The 12,534-nt window shown below is 56.6% G+C and carries 10 protein-coding genes and 1 pseudogene; 2 read left to right on the top strand and 9 right to left on the bottom strand.

Annotated features, from left to right (window positions below):
• The first annotated feature begins 101 nt into the window (after nt 1-101).
• Nucleotides 102-1,171, top strand: a pseudogene (locus tag FDY98_RS02655) (metal-dependent hydrolase).
• A gap of 21 nt (nt 1,172-1,192) precedes the next feature.
• Here the strand turns inward: FDY98_RS02655 and FDY98_RS02650 are convergent.
• From FDY98_RS02650 to rho, 7 genes are all read right to left on the bottom strand, one after another.
• Nucleotides 1,193-1,924 (bottom strand): MliC family protein, encoded by a 732-nt coding sequence (locus FDY98_RS02650; RefSeq protein WP_009288499.1) that lies wholly within the window; start codon nt 1,922-1,924, stop codon nt 1,193-1,195.
• A 45-nt stretch (nt 1,925-1,969) separates the two neighbouring features.
• Complete coding sequence (locus FDY98_RS02645; protein ID WP_022520177.1) at nt 1,970-2,482, bottom strand: DUF3087 family protein; 513 nt, start codon at nt 2,480-2,482, stop codon at nt 1,970-1,972.
• 80 nt (nt 2,483-2,562) lie between these two features.
• Nucleotides 2,563-3,660 carry a 3-deoxy-7-phosphoheptulonate synthase gene (locus FDY98_RS02640; protein ID WP_027957776.1) on the bottom strand — a complete coding sequence of 366 codons (1,098 nt, stop codon included), beginning with the start codon at nt 3,658-3,660 and terminating at the stop codon, nt 2,563-2,565.
• Nucleotides 3,661-4,220: 560 nt separating this feature from the next.
• Nucleotides 4,221-4,349 (bottom strand): hypothetical protein, encoded by a 129-nt coding sequence (locus FDY98_RS26590; protein ID WP_261377686.1) that lies wholly within the window; start codon nt 4,347-4,349, stop codon nt 4,221-4,223.
• 59 nt (nt 4,350-4,408) lie between these two features.
• Nucleotides 4,409-5,149 carry an FAD-binding oxidoreductase gene (locus tag FDY98_RS02635; protein WP_027957775.1) on the bottom strand — a complete coding sequence of 247 codons (741 nt, stop codon included), beginning with the start codon at nt 5,147-5,149 and terminating at the stop codon, nt 4,409-4,411.
• 41 nt (nt 5,150-5,190) lie between these two features.
• Entirely contained in the window at nt 5,191-6,681 is a 1,491-nt protein-coding gene (gene ubiD / locus FDY98_RS02630; protein WP_009288495.1) for a 4-hydroxy-3-polyprenylbenzoate decarboxylase, read from the bottom strand.
• Nucleotides 6,682-6,740: 59 nt separating this feature from the next.
• On the bottom strand, nt 6,741-8,000 hold the full coding sequence (gene rho, locus FDY98_RS02625; RefSeq protein ID WP_007111700.1) for a transcription termination factor Rho: 1,260 nt from the start codon (nt 7,998-8,000) through the stop codon (nt 6,741-6,743).
• Nucleotides 8,001-8,525: 525 nt separating this feature from the next.
• Here rho and ppx point away from each other — a divergent pair.
• The gene (gene ppx / locus FDY98_RS02620; RefSeq protein ID WP_027957774.1) at nt 8,526-10,079 is read left to right on the top strand and encodes an exopolyphosphatase; all 1,554 of its coding nucleotides are present in this window, start codon (nt 8,526-8,528) and stop codon (nt 10,077-10,079) included.
• Here ppx and tilS read toward each other — a convergent pair.
• Both tilS and accA read right to left on the bottom strand, forming a co-directional pair.
• Nucleotides 10,054-11,352: a tRNA lysidine(34) synthetase TilS gene (gene tilS / locus FDY98_RS02615; protein ID WP_027957773.1), complete on the bottom strand. Its 1,299-nt coding sequence runs from the start codon at nt 11,350-11,352 to the stop codon at nt 10,054-10,056. The two genes, ppx and tilS, sit on opposite strands and share 26 nt — an antisense overlap.
• Nucleotides 11,333-12,289: an acetyl-CoA carboxylase carboxyl transferase subunit alpha gene (accA, locus tag FDY98_RS02610; RefSeq protein ID WP_022520184.1), complete on the bottom strand. Its 957-nt coding sequence runs from the start codon at nt 12,287-12,289 to the stop codon at nt 11,333-11,335. The genes tilS and accA overlap by 20 nt, the downstream gene beginning before the upstream one ends.
• Between the last annotated feature and the right edge of the window lie 245 nt (nt 12,290-12,534).

Here is a 12,534-nt window from a genome sequence, read left to right as displayed (position 1 = left end):
TCATACTTTACAAAAACGTGACAACAGAAATAAATCGCTGCAACGCTGTATAATTAAATTATAACGTTTATCTTAGCTGGGTTTACCCGTCGGAGAAACCTGTGGATTCAGTCACTCAAGCCGCGCTTGGCGCAGCCATTGGCGGGGCCGTACTGGGCCGCCGCCTTGGCCGTAAGGCCATCCTTATCGGTGCCGTACTCGGCACCCTGCCCGATTTTGATGTAGCGCTGGATTATGGCGACGCCGTCGCCAATGTCACCGAGCATCGCGGTTTTAGCCATTCGCTTTTTGTACTAACAGGGTTAGCCACCCTGTTGGCGCTGCTATGCACACGATTTGCTCCTGCAAAAGATATTAGCCTACCCCGCTGGTGGTGCTTTTTTGCTCTTATTCTGATTACCCATCCTTTGCTTGATGCGCTAACCACTTACGGCACCCAGTTGCTTTGGCCTCTTGATCTTGCTCCCACCGCGTGGCCGATTATTTTTATTATCGATCCGCTCTATACACTGCCGCTGCTATTTACCTTGGGCGTTGCCTTGGTCTCTCAGCGGGTACGCAAAGCCTGCACATGGGGACTGGCCATCACGAGTGTTTACCTAATGATGGCAGCGGGTGCGAAATTAGTGGTAGAGCAACGTCTTGCCCCTGCCCTGGCAGAACAGGGTCTTGAAGAGGCTCCGCTACTGATACAGCCAACGCCGTTTAATATTGTGCTATGGCGCGCCACGGTGATCGACGGGAGCGCTACCATGAAAGCCTGATTAGTGTGTTTGACGGCGACCGTCAACCGCGTTTCGAACCATTAATTCGTAACGCTGGGCTAGAGACGTTCGCCCTGGCCAGCCAACAGGGAGAGCGTTTAATGTGGTTTGCGGGTTCTTTTTTACGCTATGAAACGCGGCTGCTAGAAGGAAAAGAGACGCTGATCGCCACCGATATTCGGCTCGGCTTCCCAGGCTTCCATCCGTTTAGCTTTACCCTGGCAACGTTAGAGGAAGAACACTGGGTACCGCTTGCGGTAAGCGAACAGTTGGAGAGTACCCGCGGTATTCAGATGCAAACGCTATCGCGCCTCGCCGCTCGTGCCGCAGGTAACACCTCGGCCCTGTGCGCCAGCGATTTCGAGGCGCATGAGTGGCGGGCCGAGCGTGTGGTTTATCGCTGCTGAGCTAGCGCTTTATTAGATTCCTTAGGGAGCAATACCTTGACCACAGCCGCTATATTGCTCCCCACCATAGGTCAGCGTAACGCGAGCGGGGAAAGGCTTGCCGCTCATGTTATCGAAACAGGCCCCAGCATCGATACGCACGCGGAAAAAGGGCTCCACGTCAGCGTTTTCAATCACGACTCGACCAGCTTCATTGTCCATCACACTAACCATATAAGGTAGCTGGAGACGCTCTTCCCCGTAGTTCGTTTCCATCGTCAGTGTCGGCGTGTCATTTGCTAACGCAACCGTCCAGCCCGGTTCGTTACCCTGACCAAAGAACATCACGCCGGGCTTTTCAGCTCGGGTTAAGGCGTCACGCTGCTCGGCCAGCGAGCACTGCAACTGCCCTCGTGGCGTTTCCACTAGCGCCTCGTCACCCCGGTTCCAGAAGCTGATCTCACCATCTTGGTAGCGGGCGCCGCTGGCCACGACGGCTTGGGGCAACCGCCATGCGCCGTGCAGCGACCATAGGCGCAAATCGTTGGCATTGGTGGCAGCCACTAAGTGCTGCTGAGCGGGTTCGCAGTGCCACGCATCAAAACGCTGGGCAGAGCCGGGAAAAAGCGCCGAGGGCAGAAAGGGTGCCCGGTTATCCAGCGTTGCTTGGTTAGCGGCTTTAGTTTCTGTGGAGGGCGTGGCTGCACACCCCCCGAGTACCACCATCATACCGACTGCGGCGATGGCCCCACCCCATGCTTTTAACGTATTCATATGTCATGCTCCCTATATAACTAATTCTATTGCTTGCTGAACTTCTTACCCACGTTTGAACGCCTGCAGATCATGCGTATCGATACTTTCCACCTGCGGGGGCAACCCCAGCTCTTCGCGTTTGATTTTAACCTGCATTTTTTCCGCTAGCCGTTCGGCGTCGTCATCGGTAGTGCGCCCATTAAGCTCCGCCAACTGCGCCATGCCCTGGTGATAGAAAGTGAGCAGATCCAGCGCCGTGCGGTTGCTCTCTTCCACCGCTTTGCGCAGTTGCGAAAGATAGCCACTGACTTGCGACAAATGATGTTTGAGTTGCCAGACATAGCGCACCTCCGTCATCCATGGGCGCTCACGCAACACGGCAAATAGCGCGCTGGTGGCCAATAGCCCAAGTAGCACACCTAGGGCATTGAGCCATAGGCTGCTGCCAAAAGTGGAGGTAAGGAGCATTGAGAACAGGAGGCCAAAAATAATCAGTTGCCCCGCCATGGCAAAGCTAATCATGCGGGCTTTGCGGCGGTAGGTCTCGGGGTCGTGATGTTCTAGGGTAAATACCATGGCCAGCCTCATTATCGCTGCAAACGTCCTATGATACGGGGCTGGCCAGGGCAAACAAGTAATAGCGTTTACAAATGCAATTACGCCAAACGCTCTGCAGCCGTTTTAAGTAAGTGTTCGGTCGTTTCCCAGCCCACGCAGGCGTCGGTGACCGATACGCCGTAGCGCATGGCGCCAGGCTTGAGCGGCTGCTTGCCTTCGAACAGGTGACTTTCCAGCATCAGCGCGACCAGGTTGGCTTCGCCTGCCTGACGCTGCGCCAATACATCCAGCATCACTTCACTCTGGCGGCGATGGTCTTTACGCGCATTGGCATGGCTGCAATCCACCATTAGCCGTGGGTTTTGCCCGGCATTACGCAGCGCGGTGGTTGCCGCGCGTACATGTTGCGCCTGATAGTTCGGCTCGCCGTGCCCGCCACGCAGCACCACGTGGGTGTGCGGGTTGCCTGCAGTTTGCTGGACGATCGGGTAGCCTTGCGGGTCTACCGCGAAACGCTGGTGCGGGTGGGCCGCCGCACTCATGGCATCGATAGCCACTTGTACATCGCCACTGGTGGCATTTTTGAACCCCACCGCCGCTGACAAATCACTGGCCAGCTCACGGTGCAACTGCGACTCGGTGGTGCGTGCGCCAATCGCTACCCAGCTTAGTAAATCGTCTACGTAGTGTGCCAGCATCGGTTGTAAAAGCTCGGTAGCCACCGGCAAGCCGCGAGCGGCTACGGCATGCATCAGTTCACGAGAAAGCGCCAAACCGCGCGGCATATCACCGCTGCCATCCAAGCCTGGGTCGTAGGCCAGCCCTTTCCAGCCCACAGTGGTGCGCGGCTTTTCAACGTAGACGCGCATGACCGGCAAAATACGTTCGCTGATCTCTTCGCTTAATGCAGCCAGGCGGTCGGCGTATTCCAGCGCTGCATCTGGGTCGTGAACGGAGCAAGGGCCAACGACAACGAGCAGGCGGTCATCGTGACCACTCAAAATTTGCTGTACGGCGTGTCGCTGGCGGGCAATTTGCTCACTTAGCGGGGCGCTTAACGAGATACGTTGTCTGAGTTCGGCGGGGGTAGGCAGCCGCTTTGCACTGGGCTCAGGCGCTGAAGGCGTTAGCCGGGAAGTAGCATGGGCAGTGGATACAACGGTTTTATTAATAACAGGGCTGACAGGCGCATTCATGATTAATTCTCCGCAATCGTGTGACATCGTATGGTTGTGTGACCACCCAAGTGAACACGGTCGGAGGTGGCAGCTAGCACCGACCGCGCGTCGCTAAATCGCCAGCTATAGCCATAACCCACAAAGCTGGTAGCGAAAGCGTTAGTCAGTGCGCGATAAATCATGATGCTGCTCCTTGATGAAATAATGGTGAATAACTATTGCCGAAAATCGCTCAGTCTATAAATCGCTGGGGCCCCAAAACGCCAGAAGCCCCGACGGGGTTACCGACCGGGGCTTCTGTGCTTGCGGCAGGCAACCGAGTGGTGTGCCTGGTGGCGCGACGTTAGGCGTCGGCCAGGGGCACACCGTAGCTAAACCAATACCCATAAAACGCAAAACCACCAACCAATTCTGGTTGTGGGTTCACTGTATGTGGTGTGGTTAGTCGTTGCATGCCCATATTCCGCTAGATTCTGTTAGTTACGCTGGCAATAACTAGCCCCAGTGAATCGTTTGACAGGGCTGCCGCCATGGCGTTGTCGTTTTATCCTGCCTGCAAGCGCTGCAAATGGCAACACTCAACCGCTAAAAGCTTGTACCCAACCAATGGTAGCGGGCAGCGCGCTCATGCTAACCAGCACCACCAAGCCTAGAAAGATGGACAGGAAACCAGAATCGTCTTTAAAGTTTTCGTCGTGTTGGGCCATGTTAGCCTCCTTTTTTGACAACGCTATATCAGGGGGAGCGTTACAACGCTGCGGTCATATTAAGTAGAACGGGGTGCGTAGGCAAACACATCCGAAAACACCCGCTCAAGCTTTATGCCTTTTGTGTCGAGCACATCCAGGCAGGCGTAGACCATGTTGGGCGAACCCGAGATATAAACATCATGGGTTTCTGGCGTGATATCTGCGGTTTTCAACACCTGATCAATACGACCCAGGTGATGGGCAATCCGCTCGCCCGCTGCTAACGGCTCTTCCAAGGGCGATTCGGTTACCGCATGAAAGCAGACATTGGCGTGGGTTTGCGCCCACTGGCTGGCCAGTTGCTCTAAATAGAGGTCGCGGTGTTCGCGGGCGGCCCACCACAGCGAAATTTCTCGTTCGGGCTGTTCATGCAGTACCGCTTCGACAATGGCTTTCATCTGGGAGAAACCGGTTCCTGCTGCAATCAGCAGCAGCGGTCTTTCGCTCTCACGATCAAGCACGCACTCACCGCCGGGCAAACGCAGCGTGAGCTGATTGGCTACCTGCAGCAGTTCCCGCAGCCGCGCTGAGTTATCCCGCTCCGGCCAGTGTTGAATATGCAGCTCGATAACACCATCGCTGCGATCGGCACTGGCGATCGAAAACGGCACCCAGGTGGTGTCATCCAGCTTAAGCTCTAAATATTGCCCCGGCGCATGCTGCATGGCTTCGGCGCGCCCAGTTAGCGTCACGCCAAACACATCGGGGCTTAAGTTCTCAACCTCGGTGACTTGGCAAGTCAACGTCCTTGCACTCATGAAAGCCTCTTTTTACAAATTTGGTCAGCGATACATCGCATTCAGCGGCGAGAGGGCGGCAATTCAAGACCAATCCCCAGCGCTTCCCAGCGTTCATCCACGCGCGCTTTAACGGCATCGTCCATCACAATCGGGGTGCCCCATTCACGGTCAGTTTCTCCTGGCCACTTATTGGTGGCATCAAGCCCCATTTTCGAGCCAAGACCTGAGACCGGCGAAGCGAAATCGAGATAATCAATGGGGGTATTTTCGACCATTACAGTATCCCGCGCGGGATCCATCCGGGTGGTGATCGCCCAGATAACATCTTCCCAATTGCGTGCGTCCACGTCGTCATCCAGCACAATCACAAACTTGGTGTACATAAACTGACGCAGAAAGCTCCATACCCCCATCATCACGCGCTTGGCGTGGCCGGGGTACTGCTTCTTCATGGTGACCACTGCCATACGGTAAGAGCAGCCTTCCGGTGGCAGGTAGAAGTCGACGATTTCGGGAAACTGCTTACACAGAATGGGCACAAAGACTTCATTCAGCGCCACACCGAGAATCGCCGGCTCATCCGGCGGACGTCCCGTATAGGTCGAGTGATAGATCGCATCACGGCGCATGGTCATCCGCGTGATGGTAAACACCGGGAAGTGGTCGACCTCATTGTAGTAACCGGTGTGGTCACCAAAGGGGCCTTCCGCCGCCATATCATCGGGATAGATAAAGCCTTCGAGGATAATCTCGCTGGACGCGGGCACATCAAGATCCGCATGACCGCACTTCACCAGCTCGGTACGCGAACCGCGCAGTAGGCCCGCAAAGGCGTATTCTGAAAGCGAATCCGGCACGGGGGTGACGGCGCCCAAAATCGTCGCCGGGTCAGCGCCAAGCGCCACCGCAACCGGGAAAGGCTCGCCTGGGTGGGCTTTCTGGAACTCCAGAAAATCCAGCGCGCCGCCACGATGGGAGAGCCAGCGCATGATCAGGCGGTTCTTGCCAATCTTCTGCTGACGGTAAATCCCTAGGTTCTGGCGCTTCTTGTGCGGCCCTTTAGTAATCACCAGTGGCCAGGTGACCAGTGGCCCCGCATCGCCAGGCCAGCAGTGCTGAATCGGCAGCAGGCCGAGATCGACCTCGTCGTCTTCATAGACCACTTCCTGTACCGGCGCATGCTTGACGTTTTTCGGCCCCATGCTGAGTACTTGCTTGAAGATCGGCAGCTTGTCCCAGGCGTCTTTCAAGCCTTTCGGTGGATCAGGCTCTTTGAGAAACGCCAACAGCTTACCCACTTCTCTGAGCGCTTCTACCGATTCTTGGCCCATGCCTAGCGCAACCCGTTTAGGGGTGCCAAACAGGTTGCCCAACAGCGGCATGTCGTGGCCTTTGACGTTTTCAAACAGCAACGCCGGGCCACCGGCACGCAGCGTGCGGTCGCAAATTTCGGTGATTTCCAGGTAAGGATCGACTTCGACATGAATACGCTTGAGTTCACCCTGGGCTTCAAGCGCCGCGATGAACTCACGCAAGTCTTTGTACTTCAAGGCACGCTCCCTGGCTGGCGAATGCGCCGCGTTAGCGGCGCTCTTTTTTACACCACAAGCTAGCGGCGCTTCATCGCTTCAAAGAACTCAAGATTGGTCTTGGTATCTTTCAGACGGTCAATCAGGAATTCAGTGGCGGCGGTGTCTTCCATCGGATTGAGCAGCTTGCGCAAAATCCACATGCGCTGCATTTCATCCTCAGAAGCCAGCAGGTCTTCACGACGGGTGCCACTGCGACGGATATTGATCGCCGGGAATACACGACGCTCAGCCAGCTTGCGATCCAGGTGGGCTTCCATGTTACCGGTACCCTTGAACTCTTCGAAGATGACTTCGTCCATTTTGGAGCCAGTATCGACCAGCGCCGTGGCGATAATCGTCAGGCTGCCGCCCTCTTCGATATTACGCGCCGCACCAAAGAAGCGTTTTGGCTTCTCAAGGGCGTGGGCATCGACACCACCGGTGAGCACTTTGCCAGAGCTGGGCACCACGGTGTTGTATGCACGCGCTAAACGGGTAATCGAGTCGAGCAGAATGACCACGTCTTTCTTGTGCTCAACTAAGCGCTTGGCTTTCTCGATAACCATTTCAGCCACTTGCACGTGACGCGCAGGCGGCTCATCGAAGGTTGACGCCACGACTTCGCCACGCACGGTGCGCGACATTTCGGTGACTTCCTCAGGGCGCTCATCGATCAGCAGTACGATCAGATGACACTCTGGGTTGTTGCGCGTGATGGAGGTCGCGATGTTTTGCAACATCAGCGTTTTACCCGCCTTCGGCGGCGATACCAGCAAACCACGTTGGCCTTTACCGATCGGCGCGGTTAGATCGATGATTCGCGCGGTAAGGTCTTCCGTGGAGCCGTTACCGATCTCCATACGCATGCGATCGTCTGGGAACAGCGGCGTTAAGTTCTCAAACAGGATCTTGTGCTTGGCATTTTCCGGACGGTCAAAGTTGATTTGACTGACCTTCAGCAGGGCGAAGTAGCGTTCACCCTCCTTCGGCGGACGGATTTTACCGGAAATGGAGTCACCCTTGCGCAGATTGAAGCGACGGATCTGCGAAGGCGATATATAAATATCGTCGGGACCGGCGAGATAGGAGCTGTCAGCGCTACGCAGGAAGCCGAAGCCATCCTGAAGAATTTCCAGCACACCGTCGCCATAGATATCCTCGCCACTTTTGGCGTGTTTCTTGAGGATGGCGAAAATGATGTCCTGCTTGCGCGAACGGGCCAAGTTATCAATACCCATTTCACGGGCGATATCGAGGAGCTCGGGAACGGTTTTTTGCTTGAGTTCAGTGAGATTCATCGGTGTGTTAGAAAGTTGCTCATGGAAGCTGGGCGCCAGGCGCCGGGAATAAGACAGGAGGCGTGAAAGTGACGCCGTGTGATGCGTTCAGACCCCGGTAAAGGCACGCGCTCGAAGATGAAAGGAACGGCGTTGGACTTAACTAACAACGCTGCTGCTTGTTGTTATTAAGACTCAACTCGAGGGTGCTAACACTTGTTTAATCTGGCTACCCCAGGAAAGTGGTTGAACCAGTGGGCTATCTGACGACTTGGAATTCTGGCTGACGCTAACGGGATAAACAGTGAATAACGTCTGGGGCGACCAAGGTGCCGTACTTGCACGACGCATGCAAGATGATTTATCTAAACAGCGACTCATCTCAGCAGCGAAGTACTTGTGGACACGCTAACTAACCAGGTCAGATCAGGCCAGTAGCTCGATGGTAGTCAAGCGCCGCGACAAACGCAAGCCTTTAGGTGTCTAGCAATTGACAATAGATAAAGGTCGCCGCAACCTTGGCACAGCCAACACGAAGGAAAGCTCATGCCCAAGGACATTTCGCTCCCCATTGCCACCGCTTCCGCTGAGGTAGACAGCGGTGCGCCGCAGCGCTTCGCCGCTATAGACCTGGGTTCCAACAGCTTTCATCTACTGGTGGCCAATTACCAGCATGAACGCCTCCAGGTGGTGGCCCGATTGGGCGAAAAGGTGCAGCTCGCTGCGGGACTAGACGATGATGGCCTGCTCAGCGAAGAGGCAATGCAGCGCGCACTAGATTGCCTGGGCCGCTTCGCGCCGTTTTTAAGCGATATCACCAACGCCAATTTGCGCATTGTCGGCACTAACGCGCTACGCGATGCCGATAATAGCCAAACATTTATCGAGCGCGCCGAAGCACAGTTAGGCCACGCCATCGAAATTATCGCCGGCCGCGAAGAGGCTCGGCTGATTTATTTAGGCGCCGCCCACGCGCTGGCCGAAAATGGCCGCCGATTAATCGTCGATATTGGCGGCGGCTCGACCGAATTCATTATTGGTGAAGCTTTTGAGCCCAAAGCGCTGGAGAGCCTGCGCATGGGCTGCGTGACATTTTCCCGACGCTTCTTCTCCGACGGCGAGTTGAACGAAAAACGTATGCGCCGCGCCGAGCTAGCCGCTCTTTCAGAGCTCGCCAACATTCAGCGCCCCTATCAACGCCTGGGCTGGGACGACCCAGTCGGCTCCAGCGGCACGATCAAGGCCGCCGCCAGCGTGTTGCATGCCTATGGCGATACGCCCCACGAGGGTGTTATCACTCGCGCCGGTTTAAAGAAGCTGCGCGAACGGCTGCTGAAGTGCAAGCAACTGGATAAAGTCGCGCTGGAGGGCCTCAAGGCTGACCGTGCCAAAGTTTTCCCGGCGGGGATTGCTATTCTCGGGGCGATTTTTGAGGCCTTTGATTTAACCCAAATGCGTTTTGCCGATGGGGCGCTGCGCGAAGGCGTGCTCTACGATATGGCCGGGCGCAATACCGCCGAAGACTCGCGCTCGAAAAGCCTGGAGTCGCTACAGCGCACTTACGATGTTGATACCCGTCAAGGGCTTAACGTCGCCGACACTGCCGAGCGACTGTTTCAGCAGGTACGCCATGCATGGTCGCTGAACCTTGACCAAGGGCGCTATTTGCAGTGGGCTAGCCACGTGCATGAAATCGGCCTGGCGATCTCTCACAGCCAGTTTCATCGCCACGGCGCCTACCTGCTGGAGCATTCGGATCTCGCGGGTTTTTCACGCCCTGAACAGCGCCAACTGGCGTTTTTAGTGCGCGCGCACCGGCGTAAATTTCCGCTCAAGGAGTGGCAGGCCCTGCCGGAAGCGCAACAGGAGACGACCCAGAAGCTCGCCCGACTGCTGCGTTTAGCCGTTTTGCTCAACCATTCCCGCCCGGAAACCGCGCCCTCGCTACCGGAAATAAGCGCTGACAGCGATAGCTTGACGATCACGCTGCCTGCCAGCGATGAACCCACCCTGCTGAGTACCGACCTGGAACAGGAGCAGGCGTTTATGGAAGCCGCCGGTTTTAAGCTGATCGTTAAGCAGGCGAAGTCAGACGGGTAAAGCAAACGCCCTCTGCCTGCCATAACAGCTGAGCAGGGGGACAAACCACCCCGATACACGCCTCACCCTGCATGATAACCACCAGCCGCTGGCGCTCCCAGGGCGGCATATCCGCCTCTTGTAGCAACCGCTTTAGGTCGCGCCGCCCTCGTTTAGGCAGTTGAATAACCTCCCCACCTTGTCGCCAGGTCGCTCTCAACGGTTGAGACGGCTCTTGTAATGAAGCCACCTGCCACCCTAGCGGCCCGATAGGCGTTTCCAGTGGCGTTTGACCATCCCAGCTAACCTCCCACGACGATAACGCTTCAAAAGGCACCATCAGATAGAGCCGCTGGCGCCATAGGCGCGCCTGAGCACCCGGCCACTCAACGCACACCGCGGCACCCGCCTTGGCATGCAATTGATCCAGCAGGCTCTCTAAACGCTTCTGGGGCGGTGTTGGCAAGCCTTGCTGTTGGCAAAGAGTACGCACCAGCAGCCGCTGGCGGGGACGGGAGCGCTGACTAAGTGCGCTCGCATCTATCTGCCCTTCTCCGGTGACGAGCTCGTTTAGCTCGGCTGCTAAATACTCGCTAAGCACCGCATCTGCGTCACCGGCGTTGGTTGCGCTATTGGCTAAAGCAGCGACGGCTGTGGGCCAGCGCTCGCGCAATGCAGGCAATATTCGGTGGCGCAGGCGGTTGCGATCAAAGCGAATATCTTGATTGGTGGGATCTTCGCACCAGCGCAACTGAAGCAGCCCAGCCGCAGCTTCAAGTTCAGCTCGGCGCACGGAGAGCCAGGGGCGCACCAAGGTGGTACTTTGGACCTCCCGGCGATAGGGCATACCGGCCAGGCCGCGTAGCCCGCTGCCACGCAGAGCGGCGAGCAGAAAGGTTTCCGCCTGATCATCCTGGTGCTGGGCCAGCCAGAGCGTATCGCCAGTGGGAATGGTGGCCAAAAAAGCCTCATAGCGGGCGTTGCGAGCGGCGCCTTCGATGCCTTCACCTTGTGCATCTACCGTCACATTGACCACTGATAGCGGCACGTTCAAACGCACACACATATCCCGGCAGTGCGCCTCGAATGCCTGCGCTGCTGCCTGTAGACCATGGTTAATGTGGATAGCCCGCAAATGGCGGCCTGCTTGTTCGCAGGACCGTGCGGCTAACGCGAGCAGCAGGCAGGAGTCTAAACCACCTGAGAGTGCCACCCAAATAGAGCGCCCCGGCGGGGTTTCCGCCAGGGCGTCGTTGAGCAAGCGTTGCAGCGTATTAAGCGGCTGGGGCGCCATAGCTCATTAAACGCTTGTAGCGACGCTCCAGCAGCGCGTCAGTGTCCATTGACTGCAGACGCCCCAAGCTCGCGGTAAGCGCCTCTTTGACCCGCTCAGCAGTGGTTAGCGGGTGACGGTGGGAACCACCGAGCGGCTCTTTGATCAGCGAATCGACGAAGCCCAGCTCTTTCAGTCGCTCGGCGGTAATGCCCATAGCCTGAGCGGCGTCAGAGGCTTTTTCAGCGCTTTTCCATAAGATCGATGCGCAGCCTTCCGGTGAGATCACCGAGTAGGTCGAATACTGCAGCATTTGCAGTTCGTCGCAGACGCCAATTGCCAGCGCGCCGCCGGAGCCGCCCTCGCCCACCACGGTGGAGATAATCGGTGTTTTCAGTCGCGACATAACGGCCAAATTATAGGCGATAGCCTCTGACTGACCGCGCTCTTCGGCGTCGATACCGGGATAGGCACCGGGGGTATCGATAAAGGTCAGGATCGGCATTTTAAAGCGCTCGGCCATCTCCATCAGACGGCACGCTTTGCGGTAGCCTTCTGGGCGCGGCATACCGAAGTTGCGGCGCACTTTCTCTTTTACATCGCGGCCTTTTTGATGGCCAATCACCATCACTGGTGCATCATTCAACCGCGCAATGCCACCTACCAGCGCGGCATCATCGGCGAAGTTGCGATCACCGTGCAGCTCGTCAAAGTCGGTGAAGATGTGTTCGAGGTAGTCCAACGTGTAGGGACGCTGAGGGTGCCGTGATAGCTGAGAAACCTGCCAGGGAGTCAAATCCTTGAAGATCGATTCCGTCAGCTTGCGGCTCTTCTCTTCCAGCCGAGCGATCTCGTCGGAAAGGTTGACTTGGCTATCGGAGCTGACTAGACGCAGCTCCTCAATTTTTGCCTGAAGTTCGGCAATCGGCTGTTCAAAATCGAGATAATTAGGATTCATCGGCTCTGCCTGTAAGCTGCCTGTCAAAAACAAGCCTGATCAAAATAAGTATTATCGCACCCTGACCCTGCCACGCAAGGTGGGCTCACTTATGCACAGAGTGCAATCTCACGAGGGCAGGTCTCCGCGAGGGCGCTGTGAACCCATCCTTGGGCGCTACTTTCGCCATCTGACCGCCATGGATGGCGGAAATGCCGGAATTGTCAGGAACATTTTCCGGCCCTGGCCGAAAGACCCTCGCTTCA

This window comes from Halomonas sp. PA16-9 (assembly GCF_009728585.1).
GTDB lineage: Bacteria > Pseudomonadota > Gammaproteobacteria > Pseudomonadales > Halomonadaceae > Vreelandella > Vreelandella titanicae.
The sequence above is the reverse complement of the archived record's forward strand: the minus strand, read 5'-3'. Positions and strand labels throughout refer to the sequence as shown.